The sequence below is a fragment of the uncultured Dokdonia sp. genome, assembly GCF_947496725.1.
In the GTDB taxonomy this organism is placed as follows: Bacteria; Bacteroidota; Bacteroidia; order Flavobacteriales; family Flavobacteriaceae; genus Dokdonia.
The window spans coordinates 28,999-48,097 of the sequence record NZ_CANMDS010000004.1 but is presented as its reverse complement, the minus strand read 5'-3'; the positions used below and the strand labels follow the sequence as shown (position 1 = coordinate 48,097).

Below are 19,099 nucleotides of genomic sequence, written 5' to 3'. Positions count from 1 at the left end.
CTGTTTATTTTAATTGTTCTACCTCTGCATTAGGTTGAAAAAGATACACTTTTCCGGTTGCAACTTCCACACACTCATACCTTTTAACTCTTTTATTTCCTTTCTGAAAAATTTTTCCATTTTGGATTCTAAAGGTGCTTCCTGTAGGTATTTCAAATATATAATTTTTATCAGACGGTGGGTCGTACATTTTTAAAGCTACAGAAAGATGTGCATCTGTATCACTACTTGCCTTTGGGTTTTTAAAATGTCTTGCGAGATAAGGCAATAAATCTTGAGGAAATATCTCTGGCCGTATAAAGGGTAACATAAGGTGCTGGAAGGTATGCTTCCACTCTTTCCCGTGGGGTTTTATACGCCTACCGTATTTTTTAAACGCAACGAGATGTGCTATCTCGTGTACTAGCGTGACGAGAAACCTGTATTTGTTAAGGCTTACATTAACGGTAATCTGGTGTTGCCCGTCTGGTAATATTCTATAATCTCCGTGCCTGGTAAGTCGCTCATTTACAATTTTAAGATACACTCCGTGTTCTTTTATAAGTTCAAAAACAGGTGGTGCTGCCCGCTCCGGAATGTATTTTTTTAAGGTTTCAACCATACATTAAGGTGTACTTGCAGAGACTTGCAGTGTTTTACCGTTATAAAAAGCATTGCCCTTACGAGAGAAGTCATAAAGATAATCTGCCATTTGCACTGCACTAAGTGGTGCCTCATAACCCGGAAATGCTTCTTCTAGCATCTCTGTTTGTACAGCTCCTAGAGCTAGCACATTAAAAGCAATACCGCTTTCTTTATACTCTTCTGCCAGAAGTTCGTTCCAGGTGATAACTGCTCCTTTACTTGAGCTATAAGCCGCCAGACCCGGGAATTTCATACTCCCTTGTATTCCTCCCATACTTGATACAGTCACCACGTGGCTTCCCTTGCTCATATAAGGCAGCACTACACGAGTCATCTCTGCTACACCAAAAACGTTGACACGATACACTTGTTCAAAATCTGCAATGGTAGTCTCTGCAAATGGTTTGTTTAATAATGCACCTGCATTATTAATTAAGATATCGACACCTTCCCAATCGCTCTCTATAAAGTCTACAACTTTTTGAAAATCATCTTGATTTGTAATATCAAAAGGAAATGCGGTAAGATTTTGTAGATTAAGATCTGCACAACTTTTATGCTTTCGCGAAAGCGCAAGTACCTGATGCCCCTCCTTTGCAAACTGCTTTGCCAGCTCAAAACCTATACCTCTACTTGTACCGGTAATAATAACTCTTTTCATAACCTGTCTTGTCTACTCTTTGCTATTGCTTTACAACCTTTACTTCTTGAGTCTTGCTATTTGCCAGTCCCTCTAGACCTGGTATAAATTGTTTTATGGCTTTTTCCATAAAAGCGATATCCATCTCTTCTACCTCATCATTTACACCGTGGTAATGATCAAAGTTTGTGAAGTCAAAAGAAGAAATCGTATGTGCCGGAACACCAAATTCTAAGAAGAATGGGTAGTTATCGCTACGCATAAATAAGTTAAACTCTTTAGCCTTTGGTAAAAAGCCTACCACCTTAGATCCTGCGTATTTATTAAACACCTCAGGAAAATTAGACATCTCATAGCCTGATGCATACACTGTGTGATCTTTACCTACCATAGGCACTCCTATCATCTCTATATTAAAAACCATATAGACAGCAGTGTTTGCGGCTTTCATTTCTTTAGCAAGATGCTTAGAACCCAACAGTCCTTTTTCTTCTGCCGAAAATAATGCAAATACGAGTGTTCGTTTATTGTTCATTGTCTTAGCAAAATGATCTGCAAGTGCCAGGACTGCGGTTGTACCTGCTGCGTTATCATTTGCTCCATTTGCAATTACATCACCATCTACAGCTTTACTATTACCTATGTGGTCGTAATGAGCACCTATAACAATAACCTCATCTTTAAGCGCAGGATCTGTACCGTCAAGCACTCCTACAATATTATAAGCATCACGCCCCTTTGCTTCAAAATTATCTCGATAGGTATTATAATACGGTTTTACCCCTGTATCTTTAAAGCGAGCTTCTATAAACTGAGCGGCCATCTCTATACCTTCACTACCGGTATCACGGCCTTGCAACTCATCTGATGCTAAAAAGGTCATCGTGTTTTCTACAGATTTCATCTTCTTGATGTCTGGCATCACCATCGTTACCTGAGTAGGGCTAGACGCTTTTACCTCTGGTACATTCTCACCCTTAACACCCACTAATGGTGCTCCTGAATTACAAGCGGCAAGTAGTACCGCTGTGCTTATTACTACAAATTTTCTCATAAAGCTAAAGATAAAAAAACCCACGCAGATGCGTGGGTTTATACATTTATAATTACTGTGTGCCTATGCAAGCATAAGTACAGGATTCTCAATATATGTTTTAAGTGTTTGTAAGAACTGTGCTCCTGTCGCACCATCTACTGTGCGGTGATCACAAGCAAGCGTAAGCTTCATCGTGTGACCTACTGCAAGTTGACCATTCTTCACAACTGGCTTCTCTACAATAGCTCCTACAGATAATATTGCCGAGTTAGGCTGGTTAATAATAGACGTAAAATCTGTTATTCCAAACATACCAAGGTTAGATATCGTAAAAGTAGAACCTTCCATCTCTGGAATGGTAAGTTTCTTGTCACGCGCTTTACCAGCTAGTGTCTTTACCTCTGCATTAATTTGCTGTAATGACTTCTCATTTGCAAACTCTACTACAGGTACAACAAGTCCATCTGGTACAGCCACAGCTACACCTATGTGCACGTGGTGGTTAAGACGCATCTTATCATCAAACCATTGAGAGTTTACCTGAGGATGTTGCTTAAGCGCAATAGAAGTTGCTTTAATGATCATATCATTAAAAGAAACCTTTGTATCTGGCTGTGTGTTAAACTGCTTACGGAAACTCATCATATTCTCCATATTGAACTCAACATTCAGGTAATAATGAGGTGCTGTAAACTTAGATTTACCAAGACCACGAGCAATCGCTTTACGCATTTGAGAGTTTTCTATCTCTTCAAAGCTTTCTTCTCCGGTTGCAACGAACTGCTGCACAGAACCGCTTGTAGAAGGTGTGAAGTTCTCAACATCACTCTTTACAATACGACCGTTTTCTCCAGTCCCTTTTACTTGAGCAAGGTTTATACCTTTCTCTTCTGCTATTTTCTTTGCTAGAGGTGACGCAAAAATACGTCCTCCGCTTGTGCTAGTAGTTGTAGTTGCTTTTGCTGGAGCAGCAGCCTTAGGCGCACTGGTTGTATTTTCTTTTGAAGCTTTTGGCGCTTCTTTTTCCTCCTCTTTCTTTTCTTCTTTTTTAGGTGCAGATTTTGCAGGTACTCCACCACTTTTTATAACTCCAGAGACATCTGTCCCTTCTGGGCCTATGATAGCGAGTAAGGCATCTACCTTTGCAGTTTCACCTTCATTGATACCTATATGTAATAGCGTTCCAGATTGAAAAGACTCAAACTCCATTGTAGCCTTATCTGTTTCTATCTCTGCAAGAATATCGCCCTCTTCTACCATATCACCTACGCTTTTAAGCCAGGTAGCTACAGTTCCCTCTTCCATTGTGTCTGAGAGTCTAGGCATTGTTACTACAATAACTCCTTCTGGCACATCGCTAGATGTATCTTCTTGAGTATCATCTTCGGTTGTTGCCTCTGCGTTATCTTCTGAATCACTAGAATCTGAAGTTGCAGTTTCTTCTTCTTTCGCGGAAGCGTCACCATTAAGCAGTCCTGAGATGTCTTCTCCTTCTTCACCTATAATAGCAAGTAGGGTATCTACCTTTGCAGTTTGCCCCTCTTCTATCCCGATGTGTAATAAAACACCCTCGTTAAAAGACTCAAACTCCATTGTAGCTTTATCTGTCTCGATCTCTGCTAGTATGTCTCCTTCTTCTACCTTGTCACCTACGCTTTTTAACCAGGTAGCGACTGTTCCTTCTTCCATCGTGTCGCTCAGACGCGGCATATTTATTACTTCTGCCATAACTTATAATCTATGAGGTATGAATGGATAATCTTCTTGATCGTACACTACGTCGTACATAACATTTACATCTGGGAATGGGCTTTCTTCTGCAAACTTCTCACACTCTGCAACGCGTTTCTTAACGTTTTTACCCATTTCATCTATCTCCTCTTGGGTTGCATAACCTTCTTTAAGAAGAACCTCTTTTACCTGAGTAATAGGATCTATTTTTTGATACTCTGCTACCTCGTCTTTTGTACGATAGTGTTGTGCGTCAGACATAGAGTGACCTCTATAACGGTATGTTTTTAGCTCTAAAAATGTAGGTCCATCACCACGGCGAGCTCTCTCGATAGCTTCGTCCATCGCTTCGGCTACGGCAACTGGATTCATCGCATCTACAGGTCCACAAGGCATCTCATATCCTAAACCTAGTTTCCAGATATCTTCGTGGTTTGCAGTACGTGCAACAGAAGTTCCCATTGCGTACCCATTATTTTCTACACAAAATACTACTGGAAGTTTCCAGAGCATTGCCATATTAAACGTCTCGTGTAGTGAACCTTGTCTTGCTGCTCCGTCTCCAAAATAGCAAAGTGTCACCGCACCTGTCTTATTATATTTATCTCCAAAAGCCATTCCTGCACCTAGTGGGATTTGCCCCCCTACGATACCGTGACCTCCGTAAAATCCTTTTTCTCTAGAGAATATGTGCATAGAACCTCCAAGACCTTGTGAGGTCCCAGTTCCTTTACCATAAAGCTCTGCCATTACTCGCTTTGGGTCTACTCCCATCCCGATAGGTTGCACGTGATTACGGTATGCAGTAATAATTTTATCCTTAGATAAATCCATTGCGTGTAGTGATCCTGCTAGTATTGCTTCTTGCCCATTATACAGGTGTAGAAAGCCACGTACTTTTTGCTGAATATATACTTGAGCTAGCTTGTCTTCAAACTTGCGCCAGAAGAGCATCTCTTCGTACCAATTAAGGTAGGTTTCCTTCGTGATTTTTTTCATTTAAAAGCGTATAAATGCCACCCATTTTTAGGCGAATAACAAAAATAACGATTTAAAGGAATATGTAAAAACTGTAAGAGAGGAAAAATTACGCAATCGCTTTCGTAATAAATAGTTGCCTTTTTACGCTTTCGCGAAAGCGTAATCATACGCATCGCAACCTAGGTTTTACTAATAAACCTATTATAGATACTTTGAAGTAAATAGTAGCGGAAGTATGTTTTCTAAAGATGCACTCTTAACCACCTTGCCCTTTTCTCCCATAAAATAAAGCTCAATAGGCGCCGCTTGCTTAATCTCATACTCTGCAATAGCTTGCCTGCACACACCACACGGCGGTATCGGATCTGTAGTTTCTTTATCTCGCGCACGGGCGGTAATTGCCATTGTGAGCATCTTTGCATCTGGGTACTGCGATGAGGCATAAAAAATGGCTGTACGTTCTGCACATAGACCAGCAGGATAACAGGCATTCTCTTGATTATTACCTGTAACAACCTCTCCATTATCAAGGAGAATAGCGGCACCCACTAAGAAGTTAGAATATGGAGCATAGGCTTGCTCTCTAGCAGCAAATGCTGCATCCATTAAAGAAGAAATCGCTTCTGGAAGCTCATCCTTAGAGGAATACACATCAAGAAACGATTCGATTTTTATTTTTTCCATAAAGTTATTTCGCTTTAAGCGAATGTCTTAATTCTAGTACTCGTCGTACTCTTCGCCAAAAGTAAACGTAAGTCCAAAACGAAGTGTGTTTTCTAAAGGACTTCTTACAGATCCTGTAGAAAATAGATAAGATAGGTCTAGGTCTATTGAGTTAAACTCAAACCCAGCTCCTAGTGTTGCAAATTTACGCGCTCCTTTAATATCACTCTCATTAAAGTATCCTGCTCTTAAGGCAAACACATCATTATACGTATACTCTGTTGCAAGCGACCACGTCACTTCCTTTAACTCTTCACTAAATCCATCTGGCGCATCTCCAAAAGATTGAAAAATACCTGAGAAGAAGTTTACATCATCATCTTGACCTGCTATAATTACAACATCATCTTCAGATGTGATTTCTCCATCTCCATTAGTATCTACCCGTCCTCTTAAAGGTGGTGTAGGCACGAGTAATTTATTAAACTCAAGACCTACAAATATTTTATTATAACTATCTAGTATGAAATCAAAACCTCCTCCTAACTTTAGGTTAGTTGGGATAAAGTTTTCTTGACCAGCATCGTCATAACTTACTTTGGGACCTATGTTTGAAATATTAAATCCAGCTCTCCATCTACCATCAAAATTGTTATACACCTGCTCTTCAGACTGGTAATAACCTGAGATATCTACCCCAAAAGAACTCGCCGGACTAGCATCTGCAAACTCATCAAGTTGCTGTATACGTAAGTTACTCTGTAAAAAACGTCCAGAAACCGCCATTGAGAACTGATCGTCTAGCTTAAGAGCATATGTTGCGTCTATAGAAAATTCATTTGGCTTAATATCTAAACCAGGGCCAGCTGCATCTGTTCTTGTATTAATCGTACCAAGGCTAAAATAACGTAGACTTGCCGCAAAAGCGCTACGGTCATCAATACGGTTTGCGTAGACTGCCTGGAGCAATCCTATATCATTTACTAGGTTTCCTAAGTAAGGTGTGTAGTTTATACCCACGTTATGTTGATCTGGTAGAAAGGCCAGCTTTGCTGGGTTCCATTGTACAGCATAAGCATCTGGACTCGTTGCAACTCCCTGTTCTCCCATACCTGCAGCACGCGCGTCTCCAGCAATAGCAAGAAAAGGAACTGCAGTGGTAATTGTATTAGGCTCATCTTGTGCTTGGATAGACGCACTAGATAAAATAAAAGCTGCTACTAACAGCGATAAAAACTTATTCATACTAAAGGGTAATTTTGGTAAATATAGACTTTTATTTTTTTTATAATTATAAGATCACAAGCTTCTCGATTTTCTCCACTCGCTTGTTTGTTAACGTAGATTTTACGGTTATCTTATAGATGTAGACACCTTTTCCTATTGCTTGTCCAAAATCATCAAGACCATCCCAAGTGATATCTCGAGATAAGAATCCTTCTGTCATTACAGATTGATTTATAGTTTTTACCACCTTACCACTCACCGTAAATATCTGAACCTGAACATCAAGAGGCTCAAACGGACGATTATGATTAAACCAGAACTCTGTATAATTTACAAATGGATTAGGGTAGTTAAGGACATTCTCAAGCTCTATCTCATCATCTCCAAGAACAACAAATTGTAACTCTGCAGTAGATGAATTATTATAAACATCCCAAGCTTTAAAGGAAAGTGTGTGAGGACCCGGCTCTAAATTTCTGATTTTTCTTGCCGCTGTACCTTTCATAAAATTATCTACCTCGGTCTCGTAAAAGTCATTCATAATTATGGGATTAGTTTCATCACCATCTATTATAGCAACTATATCGTGACCTATACCGCTAGCAGTGTTTATACCATTCTCATCTTCAAGTTTTGCTAGAATGATGGGGGAGTCATTTGTAATACCACCATTTACAAAGTTTTCGTCATTCATAAAGAGACGTATCGTAGGCCCTAAGTTATCTTCTGGAGCATCTTCATTAAGACCTCCTATAATAATGGTTTCATTTACTCCCGCTTGGTCTTCTAAAACCCCTAGTCGCTCTGCATAAAAATTAAGCCTACCATTACCTAAAGGTATTGCTGTATCTCGTGGCATTCTAAATGTAAATTCAAAATTACCATTAGTCACTGATGCCTGACCTCTATAAAGTATTGCTCCTAGTGTCGTAAAATCCATTACTGCGAGCTCACCTCCTATCTGTACTCCGTCATTACCTAGTGTTTGTCTCTCTATACGTTTATCATATAATGTCACGGCTAGTGTGCCTGTATAATTTGTAAGCGTTTGCCCAAATTCTGTCGTCACTCGCCCATTAATTTTTACGAGATCTAACGCTTTAAGAACAGGTAACTCCTCAGTAACTGGCACATCATTTACCGCACTAAGTTGTATATCTGGTTTTGGAAAAGCTAGCTTCATAGCAGGATCGCCCACAAAGAATATTACCCTTCTCAACTGGTCAGATATACCGTTTTTTGAAGCTCTTATGTTTTCTGCTACGCTTTGCACTTCATTAGTCCCAAAAGAATAGAGTTGCTCTACAAGTGCATTATTAAATTGTACTCCAAGCGTTACTGTTATCTCACGAGTTGTAGTAACAAGTCCTACAGCTCCCCCTTCTGCATTCCAAAAAAGCTCTTCTCCACCAGTAGGTCGCTCTGGGTTATCAAATTTTCCAAACTCACACGTAACTGTCACCACAAGCGGCAATCGTTCACCATTATCAAGGTTATCGATTTCATTTTGTGTAACAATAGCCTCTGCTGCTAGAAGTTCTTCTCCACCGTGACCGAGATAAGTTACTACAAGTGAACCTACTTCTATCGCATTTTCTATAGCTTCATTTACTTGAGGATACCTATCTCCACCAGCAGAAGATTGCTGCTGAAAGGCATCACTATGTATTTTTATCACATTTACAAAAGGCTTCTCTACACTTATCTGATCTCCTAAATTGTCAAGTGTACCTTGCAGCTGAGTAAACTCAAATGCTTCATCTACATCATCAGAGACAAGTACAAAATTATTGCGCCACCTACCATAAGATGCTCTTGCGTCATAATTAATAATTTTATCTACTACTGTGTTTGCAAGTTGTGGTGTATCTGCCACTATGCGCCCTACGGCCAGATCTAATTTATCTGATGCGAGCATCCTTCCCTCATTTGGATCCAGTGAGCCATAAAAATCGTCACTCATAAAAGAACGCACAAGACTAAAACTATCAAAAGTTTGATATGTGGGCATTACATTATTATTACCTGTGATACGATTTTTATAATCTACAGAGGTATCTCCAAAAAGACATACGTATTTGAGTCTGTTTGCATCAGACGATGCGTTTTCATAAACATATCTCACAAAATTGCGTATCGCCCCAATATCTGCCTTACCTCCGCCAAATTCTTGGTATATCTCCTCAAGCGTTACCGTCTTGACATTAAGACCTCTAAAATTTCTATTATGTTGCGCTAATCTTTCAGCTTGTGACAAGAGTGTGTTACCAGTAATCATAAGGTAGTCTACATCTTGAAAGCTACCACTACTATTCAAAAATATAGTGCCTTTTAAATTTTGATTATTTACTAAAGCACTACCTCCCTCGCGAAGCGGCTCATAATAATCTAATGGGTGTACCGCTACAAAACGTCTATCTGTACCAAGGTTACTTTTAAAAGTAATAGCACTCTGGTCTTCTATCTGTAAAGCACGCACACTCGCCTGGTTTGTTACCTCCCATATCTGAGAATATCCTTGAGCATTAGAAAATGCATAGGCCCCTACACCCGCCTCCAGAGCAGCATTTGCATTGCGAAAATTAAATTGCTCCCCTGTACCACTTAACTGTGACGGTACCTCTAGGCTTATAAAATCTAGATAACCGGTACTAGAAGGATTACCACTATTATTATAGGTAAGAGTAACCGTAACCTCTTCACTCGTAATGGGAACTTGCACCTCAAGCTCATCCCCCCTTGCAAGCACGATATTATTAATAGGTAAAATAGGTATAGAACCTACACCTGCCCCATTTACAGAAATATCAAAAGACGTCGAACTCTCTGATGTTGCTGCAGCCACGACTCGCAAGCTTGCTGTCTCACCTGGAACTACGTTTGTAAACTCAAAATCAAAAGACTGCTCATTCTCAAAACTAAAAGACTCTCCAAACCACCTTCTTCCTATTTTAACTAGACTTACCTCATCCTCTTCATAAAACTCATAATCATCATACGTACTATAAGTCACAGAGGGCACCCCTGCAGGCTCTACATACGACTGGATGCGCTGTCCATTATTACCATCTACGGTTATAAAATAATATGACCTGTCTGCATATGGATTAATGTGTGTATCTAACTCTTCGTGATATGTTCGTGTGCTTTCTCCATAAAACAAGACACCATCATTTGAGTCAAAAGAGCCATCTTGACCTCCTTCTATTTGTACAGCAATCTCCCTTAAATCAAACTCTGTATTATCACTATTGATAAATGGTAATGGCGAACCTCCATACCCGTATACTTTTATTTTTGACGGATCAATGTTATTTACATTCATCCCAAGGCTTTGCATAAAACCTCTACTTATGCGGTGCACTCCTGTTTCTTCTACATAAAATTTATAAAAATTACCCGTTGCAAGTACACTGCTTGTAATAGGTAAGGATGAGGATGGTTGTGATTGCGCTTTCGCGAAAGCGTAATTAACCCCAGCACTTACTACTCGTTTTACTTGTCCATTTTGATTAACAAAAGGATTAAAAGTGACGACTGCATAATTCACCCCTCTAGCTCTTGCAGCAGTAAATGTCGCAACTACCTTATTAGACAGCTTATCTTTATTAATAAGAGAGAGCAAACTTTGAGGCACTGGCTCTAGCTGTACATTAACTAATTTTGAAGCGGAGGCTGAAATGGCATTCCCTGTCGTGTACTGAGTATGATACTCCCAGTTGCCATCTCCATCTTGTGAGAGATTAATAGACTCTATACCTGTAGAGCTCGCGTTACTTTTTACTATCTCATCCCACTTAATTTGTAGTCGCTCGGTTTGTGAAGAAACCGCAACCGTAAGGAGCAAAAAGAGTAAGGTAATGGTAGATTTCATTAGTATGGTAACGCAAGTGCGTATGGCTTAGTATTAACGCGCGAGTAATAGCGATGTTTTTTTTATGCATAACAATAATAAAGAATAAATCACGCCGTTACTAATGAGTTACCTATAACTAGTTAATATTTTTTTGGGTTCGACGTCGTAAAATGCTTGCACTTTAACGAGTTATTACTATATTGCAACCCCAAATCTAATGAACGCAAAACCTATGAAACCACACTTTGCATTAAAAATGCTGGCGCTAGCCGTGATCTCTTTCACAGTAGCAAGTTGCAGTAAATCAAACGACTACAAAGATTCCTCTAGAGGTACTGGTTGGAAAGTAGACGGTAAGAACGGAGGTTTTAAACTTAAAACAGACTACGAAGAGCAAGCTACAGGACCTGGACTTGTCTTTGTAGAAGGAGGTACTTTTACTATGGGTAAAGTACAAGATGATGTTATGCACGACTGGAATAACTCTCCAAACCAGCAACACGTACAATCTTTTTATATAGATGAAACTGAGGTTACTAATGGGATGTACCTGGAATACCTTGACTATCTTAAGAAGGTTTTCCCTCCGGAAGAAGAAAATTATAGAAATATTTACAAGGGAGCACTTCCTGATACATTGGTATGGAGAAACCGTCTTGGTTTTAACGAGACTATGACAGAAAATTACCTGCGCCACCCTGCATATGCAAACTACCCTGTGGTGGGTGTGAGCTGGATACAGGCTGTAGAGTATGCAAACTGGAGATCTAACCGTGTAAATGAATTAATATTAGAAGAGCAAGGATTTACGGCGAGAGGCGCTAGATTTGATGTAGACGCAAGTTCTACTTTTGATACAGAAACATATCTTAACGCACCTACACTTACCTATGGAGGAAGTGATAGTCTTGCTCGTGGAGGAAGATCTAGTGAGCGTAGAATGAAACAAAACGATAGTACAAACATATTTGTACAACGCTCTGACGGAGTTCTTTTACCAAACTACAGATTACCTACAGAAGCAGAGTGGGAATATGCAGCTCTTGGTCTTACAGAATTAAGAAGTTATAATGTATATCGTGGTCGTAAGAAATATCCTTGGGATGGATCATATACAAGATCATCAAGTAGACGTACTCGTGGAGATCACTTAGCAAACTTTAAACAAGCAGATGGTGATTACGGAGGAATATCTGGATGGTCTGATGATAATGCAGATATCACTGCAGAGGTAAAAAGCTATGAGCCTAATGACTTTGGTCTTTACGATATGGCTGGTAACGTGTCTGAGTGGGTAGCAGATGTTTATAGACCTATAGTAGATGATGAGTTTAACGACTTTAACTATTACCGTGGTAACGTTTATACCAAAAACGCTATAGGAGAAGATGGAAAAGTAAAAGTGGTTACAACAGACTCTATTGTATATGACACCCTTGCAAATGGAAGTATCGTAGCTAGAGACTTACCAGGAGAAATTTTACAAGTACCAGTAGATGAAGATGAGACTTACTTAAGAACTCAATTTTCAACTAGTGATAACCGTAACTTTAGAGATGGTGACAGAAGGTCTACAAGATATTTTGAATCGTTTAATGATGATGCAGAAAATCCAGACTCTAACAAGAAGATGTACAACTCACCACAACACAGAGTTGAGCAAGACAGCGCAGGTAGTGTAGAGCGCCGTTATGATGATTCTAATAACAGAACTTCTTTAATAAACGACGAAGTGCGCGTTTACAAAGGAGGGTCTTGGAGAGATAGAGCATACTGGCTAGATCCAGCACAGCGCCGTTTCTTACCACAAGGTATGGCAACAGATGATATTGGTTTCCGTTGTGCGATGTCTCGTGTAGGTTCAAAATCAAAAACAGGAAAGAGAGCTAGATAATACTCTTAATTACATACATAAAAAAGCCCTCTCTCGTGAGGGCTTTTTTGATATAATATTTTACTAGATATGACTATAGCAGAGTTACATTTTCACTTTTTAAATAGTAATGGTGTTTGCACAGACACAAGAAGCCTTAAAGAAAACCAAATTTATTTTGCGCTCAAAGGCGAAAACTTTAACGGAAATAAATTTGCACAACAAGCTCTTACATCTGGCGCTTCTCTTGCAATTATAGATCAAAAAGAATATGTAACAGATAGAACAGTACTGGTAGATGATGTACTAGGCACCTTACAGCAACTTGCAAATTATCACCGCAACTACCTAGACTTACCCATCATAGGAATCACAGGTAGTAACGGAAAAACCACTACAAAAGAACTTATTTATGCCGTGCTATCTGAGCAGTATAACGTTATTGCCACAAAAGGTAATCTAAACAACCACATAGGGGTACCACTCACCTTACTCACTATGGATGCAAGCACAGAAATAGGTATCGTAGAGATGGGCGCAAATCATCAAGGGGAGATAAAAATGCTGTGTGAGATTGCACAACCTAATTTTGGTTATATCACAAACTTTGGCAAAGCTCATCTAGAAGGCTTTGGAGGTTTTGAAGGTGTGATAAAAGGTAAAAGTGAACTTTATAATTACCTACGAGAAAACAATGAACTCGTCTTTATAAATGATCAAGATGAGATTCAAGTACGACAGTCTGCAAATATTGTTTCAAAGACCTTTGGCTCATCACAAAGCGAGTACCCAGTATATCTAGAAGATGGCTCAGGTAACTTAAAGATTACTGTAGGTGAAACCACGATTATAAGTAATCTCATAGGTACATATAACTTCTCAAACATTGCTGTTGCTATGGCTATGGGCAATCACTTTGATGTGCCATTTACCCACATCAAAAATGGTATAGAAAAATATGTGCCGTCAAATAATAGATCACAAATTATTGACAAAGACACTTACAAGATTATACTAGACGCTTACAATGCAAACCCGACAAGTATGGCTGCTGCATTAAAAAACCTGCAAGCCACAGGTACAAACACAATTGCGTTTATGGGAGATATGTTTGAAGTGGGGGAAACCTCAAAAACAGAACATCAAGCCATTTTAGACCTTGCACATAATCTTAACATCTCACAAGTATATGCGATAGGCCCAGATTTTGGGACTTCTTCTCCTCACCCTAAGCAAAAAGTTTATGGGAGTTATGACGCTTTCGCGAAAGCGTACTCAAAACAAATACCAGCAGACACAACAGTACTTATAAAAGGATCGCGAGGTATGAAAATGGAGCGGATCTTAGATATTCTCGCCTCTTAACTATTGCTTTATACATAAGGCTGTGATGTTTTAAGAACTGCCGTTAATACCTTAACTTTAAAAGCCACGTACACGTAAGGTTTTTAAAGTATGGATAAGAAATATATTGTTGCCTTTGACCAAGGTACCACCAGCACACGAGCTATCATTTTTGACAATAAGGGTACTATAAAGAATATTGCTCAAAGAGAACTCAAACAACACTACCCACAACACGGCTGGGTTGAACACGACCCTCTTGAAATTTATGAAGCCCAAAAAGCTGTGTTTAAAGAAGTCATATCAACTTCTGATATTAGTGCGGAAGAAATTGCTGCTATAGGTATCACAAACCAGCGAGAGACCACCGTAGTCTGGGATAAAAATACTGGAGAACCTGTTTATAATGCTATCGTTTGGCTAGACAAGCGTACAAAAACTATATGTGAGCAACTCAAATCAAAAAACCTAGACGAGTATGTGCGTAAGAATACTGGGCTCATCATAGACTCTTACTTTTCTGGCACAAAGGTAAAATGGATTTTAGACAACGTACCAAACGCGTCTAATAAAGCAGCACAAGGTGACCTCCTTTTTGGAACCATAGACACCTGGCTTATTTGGAAGTTCACAAATGGCAAGGTACACGCTACAGATCACTCTAACGCGAGCCGCACGATGCTCTACAATATTATAAATCTAGAGTGGGATAAAAAACTACTTGATGCACTTACCATACCTACCTCAATGTTACCACAGGTAAAGAACTCTGCATCACATTTTGGCGAGATTACAATAGATGGTACGAGTATTCCTATAAGTGGTGTTGCTGGAGACCAGCAGGCCTCTCTTTTTGGTCAAGGAGGGTACAAATCTGGTGTGGCAAAAAATACTTACGGTACCGGTTGTTTTGTCCTTATGAATACGGGAAAGAAACCATTTAAATCTAAAAATGGATTACTCACTACCCTCTGTGCAAGTTTACCGGATGGCAAAGTAAAATATGCACTAGAGGGATCCATCTTTGCTGGAGGTGCTTCTGTACAGTGGTTACGTGATAAACTAGATGTTATAGACCACGCTCAAGACACAGAAAGCATCTGTGTAAACACCCCAGCTACAGATGATCTCTACCTCGTACCCGCATTTGCAGGGCTAGGCGCTCCGCACTGGGATATGGACGCAAAGGGAGCCATATATGGTCTCACACTAGACTCCACAAAAAATGATATTATAAAGGCTACTGTAGATGCCATTGCATATCAAACTAGAGATGTACTTGATGCAATGATAGAAGACTCTGGCAAGCAAATGAAAACCCTTAGAGTAGATGGGGGAGCTACGGCAAATAATTACCTAATGCAGTTTCAGTCTGACTTACTTAACGTACAAGTAGACCGCCCAAAAATGCTCGAAGTAACAGCGCTAGGCGCAGCCTTTCTTGCAGGCATACAGTCTGGTATTTGGAACAAAAAAGACATTGTCAAGATACGCCAAGTAGACACCATCTTTGAACCTAAAATCACTCAATATGAGCGATCAAAAATATATACCGGTTGGAAAAATGCTGTCGCAAGAACAAAGAGCACTACAAACCAAATGCTAGCTACACAAGAAGACACACCACTTAGGTTTTCTGTACTTGATAGGCAAAGACAATTACAACGAGCGCAGCAAGAAAAATTTGACCTCATCATCATAGGTGGTGGCGTTACCGGGGCTGGTATTGCACTAGACGCATCCTCACGAGGGATGAAAGTATGCCTTATAGAAAAAAATGATTTTGCATCAGGAACAAGTAATAAATCTACAAAGCTCATACACGGCGGCTTGCGCTACCTAAAACAAATGGAAATAGGCCTTGTAAAAGAATCAGGTAGTGAGCGTGCTATTGTGCACACTCTTGCCCCTCACCTCGTAGTTCCAGAAAAGATGTTATTACCACTCATAGAAGGAGGAACTTACGGTAAGATGATGACCGCAATAGGGCTTAAAGTATATGATTTTCTTGCAAATGTAGAGGGAGATGATAAACGCAAAATGTTAAGCGCAGAAGAGACTGCATCACGAGAACCCTTACTTAATACCAAAGATCTCATAGGTGGTGGTTACTATGCAGAGTATCGCACAGATGATGCGCGTCTTACGGTAGAACTTCTTAAGAAAGCTGCAAGCTTTGGTGCCACCATAATTAATTATTGTGAGATGACCTCTTTTAAGTATGATGCAAAAGGTAAAATCAAAAGCCTACACTGCTATGATCACAATAACGATAAGTCATTTAAACTTAAAGCACAAAACTATGTCTCTGCGGCAGGTCCCTGGGTAGATCTATTAAGAAAAAAAGATCACTCTATGAACAGTAAGCACCTACACCTTACAAAAGGAGTACATATCGTTTTCTCTAGAGAGCGTTTCCCGCTTACACAGTCTATCTATTTTGACGTGCCAGATGGACGTATGATTTTTGCCATTCCACGTGGCAGGTCAACCTATGTAGGTACTACAGACACAAATTACAGTGGCAATCTCAATAGAGTGGTTGCTACACAGGCAGACGCTACATATTTACTAGACGCTACAAATAATATGTTTCCAGACCTGCAACTCAAAATAGATGACATTGAGTCAAACTGGGCAGGCTTACGCCCTCTTATACACGAAGATGGCAAAGACCCATCTGAGTTAAGTAGAAAGGATGAGATTTTTGTTTCAGACACGGGTCTTATATCTATAGCTGGTGGTAAGCTTACGGGATACCGCAAGATGGCGCAACGTGTAATAGATAGAGTACTTAAAGATATCCCAGAAAAGAAAAAAAGTCACCTCGTCACCTCGTATACAGATAAGATACCCCTCACTGCTACTCCATTATCAAATACCGAAGAGGTAGACGCTTACCAAGTCACTATTGCAAAACAACTTGAGACAGCGGGTATCATAGACTCCTACCAGAGTTGGTACCTCGCCACCACTTATGGTAAGCAAAGTGATACCATAATCTCAAAGATGAGTTACTTCTTAAATGACAATCCAGAAGAGCGACTTTTAAGAGCAGAGGTATGGTACAGTGTACACCACGAGATGACTAACAGCCTTTCGGACTTTTTTGTGAGGCGTACGGGTAGACTCTACTTTGACATCCATTCTGTGCATCTTTATCGTGATCTTGTACAAGAAGATATGATCCTATACCTAGGGTGGGACGAAGCTCGTGTGGCAAAAGAAAACCAGTACCTCGATCTCTTACTACAAGATGCAAGTGCTTATTATGAAAGTGAGTTTGAGTAAAAAACTGCACCTCATCGTTACGAACTATTCATAATGAGAATTATACAGATGGTGAGGAGACCGCTTTCGCGAAAGCGTAATAAAAACACGCAAACGTTATAGTAACAAGGTTCGCAATAGAAGTGCTAGTATTCTATTAAAAAGTCATATTTTAGACCCTAGACTAATAAATATTTAACCATATGGGACTCATTTCATTTCTTGGATTTACATTGCTAGTAGCAGGATACGCCTGGTGGAAAACCCGCGGCACAGACGAAAAAAGTGCAGACGGATACTACCTGGGAGGAAGAAGCTTAGGAGCACTTACCATAGCAGGGTCTTTACTACTTACAAACCTCTCTGCAGAGCAAATAGTAGGTCTCAATGGTCAAGCATTTTCTGAGGGTATCTTAGTAATGGCCTGGGAGACGCTAGCAGCCATTGCGATGGTTGTAACGGCTGTTTATTTTTTACCAAAATATATGCACAAAGGTATCACGACGATACCAGAATTTATAGAAGAACGCTTTGACGAAAACACAAAAGCCATACTCTCGATCTTATTCTTACTAGCCTTTGGGGTAGTTCTCCTTCCTACTATACTCTACTCTGGGTCTATCGCATTTAGTACAATGTTTGACTTACCAGAATTACTAGGCCTGTCTGACGCTGCTACCATAATGGTATGTGTATGGACCATAGGGCTTATAGGTATTGTTTATGCCATATTTGGAGGGCTTAAAGCTGTAGCCGTATCTGACCTTGTAAATGCAATAGGCCTCTTGATAGGTGGTTTGTTAATCCCTTATTTTGGACTTAAGCTTATAGGTGACGGTAATGTAGGTGATGGACTCAACGAGCTATGGACAGAAAATCAAGATAAATTTGATGTAACAGGTGATGTAACCTCTTCTATTCCTTTTGGAACTATTTTTACTGGGATGATGATTGCTCAGATTTATTACTGGGGTACTAACCAAGCGATTTTGCAACGTGTTTTTGGCGCAAAGAGCCTTAAAGAAGGGCAAAAAGGGATGATGCTCGCAGCATTTGTAAAGTTCTTAATACCTGTGATAGTAGTACTGCCAGGTATTATTGCGTGGCACCTTTTTGGTGAAAACTTAGAATCTGCAGATAAGGCGTACCCTGTTCTTGTAAAAGAAGTATTACCACCTGCCCTAGTAGGCTTCTTTGCAGCCGTACTTTTTGGAGCGGTATTAAGCTCATTTAATAGCTTATTAAATAGTAGTGCTACACTGTTTGGTTTTGACTTATACAAGAAGTTTTTTAATCGCGACGCATCAGAGCATAAAGCGGTAAAAGCAGGTAAAATATTTGGACTTGGTCTTGCGATTGTAGCTATGATTATAGCTCCTTTTATTGCAAACGCGCCAGATGGATTATTTGATTATATACAACAAGCACTAGGTAGTTTAAGTGTACCTATACTTTCTGTAGTATTAGTAGGTATTGTGAGTAAACGAGTGCCAGCAATAGGAGCAAAAATCGTGATGATTGCAGGAGTGATTATGTACTTAATAAGTATGTACCTCCGCCCTATCTTTCAAGAAAATGCTCTTACCGAAGCTGCTGCAAATGGAATTACAGACGCTGGAGAATTAGCAATTATAGAAGCAGAGGCTTTTCCTCACTTTTTACACGTGATGGGTATTCTATTTGTAGTAAATATTCTTATAATGGTAGTTGTAGGTATGATAAAGCCAAAACAAGATATCTACGTCCCAAAACAAACAGAAGCTATAGACACAACACCTTGGAAATATGCTTGGATTGTAGGTCTTTGTATCGTGTTACTTGTATTGAGCACGTATTTCATTTTTTAAAAAAGGG

Annotated in this window: 12 protein-coding genes; 4 read left to right on the top strand and 8 right to left on the bottom strand. The window is 39.7% G+C overall.

The genetic code is table 11. The annotated features are described in order from the left end of the window. Positions 1-4: 4 nt before the first annotated feature. From Q0948_RS09565 to porU, 8 genes are all read right to left on the bottom strand, one after another. On the bottom strand, positions 5-601 hold the full coding sequence (locus Q0948_RS09565) for a SprT-like domain-containing protein (RefSeq protein WP_298351547.1): 597 nt from the start codon (positions 599-601) through the stop codon (positions 5-7). 3 nt (positions 602-604) lie between these two features. After that, entirely contained in the window at positions 605-1,285 is a 681-nt protein-coding gene (locus tag Q0948_RS09560; RefSeq protein WP_035327439.1) for an SDR family oxidoreductase, read from the bottom strand. A gap of 22 nt (positions 1,286-1,307) precedes the next feature. After that, on the bottom strand, positions 1,308-2,318 hold the full coding sequence (locus tag Q0948_RS09555; RefSeq protein WP_298351541.1) for a M20/M25/M40 family metallo-hydrolase: 1,011 nt from the start codon (positions 2,316-2,318) through the stop codon (positions 1,308-1,310). Between the two features lie 63 nt (positions 2,319-2,381). Then, a complete protein-coding gene (locus Q0948_RS09550) occupies positions 2,382-4,028 on the bottom strand; it encodes a pyruvate dehydrogenase complex dihydrolipoamide acetyltransferase (protein WP_298351538.1) in 1,647 nt (548 codons plus the stop codon). A gap of 3 nt (positions 4,029-4,031) precedes the next feature. After that, positions 4,032-5,030: a pyruvate dehydrogenase (acetyl-transferring) E1 component subunit alpha gene (gene pdhA / locus Q0948_RS09545; RefSeq protein ID WP_298351535.1), complete on the bottom strand. Its 999-nt coding sequence runs from the start codon at positions 5,028-5,030 to the stop codon at positions 4,032-4,034. A 183-nt stretch (positions 5,031-5,213) separates the two neighbouring features. Then, on the bottom strand, positions 5,214-5,696 hold the full coding sequence (locus Q0948_RS09540; RefSeq protein ID WP_298351531.1) for a cytidine deaminase: 483 nt from the start codon (positions 5,694-5,696) through the stop codon (positions 5,214-5,216). 33 nt (positions 5,697-5,729) lie between these two features. Then, positions 5,730-6,920 (bottom strand): type IX secretion system outer membrane channel protein PorV, encoded by a 1,191-nt coding sequence (gene porV / locus Q0948_RS09535; RefSeq protein WP_298351528.1) that lies wholly within the window; start codon positions 6,918-6,920, stop codon positions 5,730-5,732. Between the two features lie 46 nt (positions 6,921-6,966). Beyond that, a complete protein-coding gene (porU, locus tag Q0948_RS09530) occupies positions 6,967-10,776 on the bottom strand; it encodes a type IX secretion system sortase PorU (RefSeq protein WP_298351525.1) in 3,810 nt (1,269 codons plus the stop codon). A 214-nt stretch (positions 10,777-10,990) separates the two neighbouring features. Here porU and gldJ point away from each other — a divergent pair, with 214 nt between their 5' ends. The 4 genes from gldJ to Q0948_RS09510 all read left to right on the top strand — a co-directional run bounded on the left by gldJ (position 10,991) and on the right by Q0948_RS09510 (position 19,092). Next, positions 10,991-12,652, top strand: a complete 1,662-nt coding sequence (gldJ, locus tag Q0948_RS09525; RefSeq protein WP_298352527.1) for a gliding motility lipoprotein GldJ — start codon at positions 10,991-10,993, stop codon at positions 12,650-12,652. 69 nt (positions 12,653-12,721) lie between these two features. Then, positions 12,722-13,996 (top strand): UDP-N-acetylmuramoyl-tripeptide--D-alanyl-D-alanine ligase, encoded by a 1,275-nt coding sequence (gene murF, locus Q0948_RS09520; protein ID WP_298351522.1) that lies wholly within the window; start codon positions 12,722-12,724, stop codon positions 13,994-13,996. A 90-nt stretch (positions 13,997-14,086) separates the two neighbouring features. Further along, complete coding sequence (glpK, locus tag Q0948_RS09515) at positions 14,087-17,266, top strand: glycerol kinase GlpK (protein WP_298351519.1); 3,180 nt, start codon at positions 14,087-14,089, stop codon at positions 17,264-17,266. Positions 17,267-17,448: 182 nt separating this feature from the next. After that, complete coding sequence (locus Q0948_RS09510) at positions 17,449-19,092, top strand: solute:sodium symporter family transporter (protein WP_298351514.1); 1,644 nt, start codon at positions 17,449-17,451, stop codon at positions 19,090-19,092. Positions 19,093-19,099 lie beyond the last annotated feature (7 nt).

Coding starts and splice junctions, on each gene's coding strand:
- murF (WP_298351522.1), top strand. CDS start 12,722: ATGACTATAGCAGAGTTACATTTTCACTTTTTAAATAGTAATGGTGTT.
- Q0948_RS09510 (WP_298351514.1), top strand. CDS start 17,449: ATGGGACTCATTTCATTTCTTGGATTTACATTGCTAGTAGCAGGATAC.
- porU (WP_298351525.1), bottom strand. CDS start 10,776: ATGAAATCTACCATTACCTTACTCTTTTTGCTCCTTACGGTTGCGGTT.
- Q0948_RS09550 (WP_298351538.1), bottom strand. CDS start 4,028: ATGGCAGAAGTAATAAATATGCCGCGTCTGAGCGACACGATGGAAGAA.
- pdhA (WP_298351535.1), bottom strand. CDS start 5,030: ATGAAAAAAATCACGAAGGAAACCTACCTTAATTGGTACGAAGAGATG.
- porV (WP_298351528.1), bottom strand. CDS start 6,920: ATGAATAAGTTTTTATCGCTGTTAGTAGCAGCTTTTATTTTATCTAGT.
- Q0948_RS09565 (WP_298351547.1), bottom strand. CDS start 601: ATGGTTGAAACCTTAAAAAAATACATTCCGGAGCGGGCAGCACCACCT.
- Q0948_RS09560 (WP_035327439.1), bottom strand. CDS start 1,285: ATGAAAAGAGTTATTATTACCGGTACAAGTAGAGGTATAGGTTTTGAG.
- glpK (WP_298351519.1), top strand. CDS start 14,087: ATGGATAAGAAATATATTGTTGCCTTTGACCAAGGTACCACCAGCACA.
- Q0948_RS09555 (WP_298351541.1), bottom strand. CDS start 2,318: ATGAGAAAATTTGTAGTAATAAGCACAGCGGTACTACTTGCCGCTTGT.
- gldJ (WP_298352527.1), top strand. CDS start 10,991: ATGAAACCACACTTTGCATTAAAAATGCTGGCGCTAGCCGTGATCTCT.
- Q0948_RS09540 (WP_298351531.1), bottom strand. CDS start 5,696: ATGGAAAAAATAAAAATCGAATCGTTTCTTGATGTGTATTCCTCTAAG.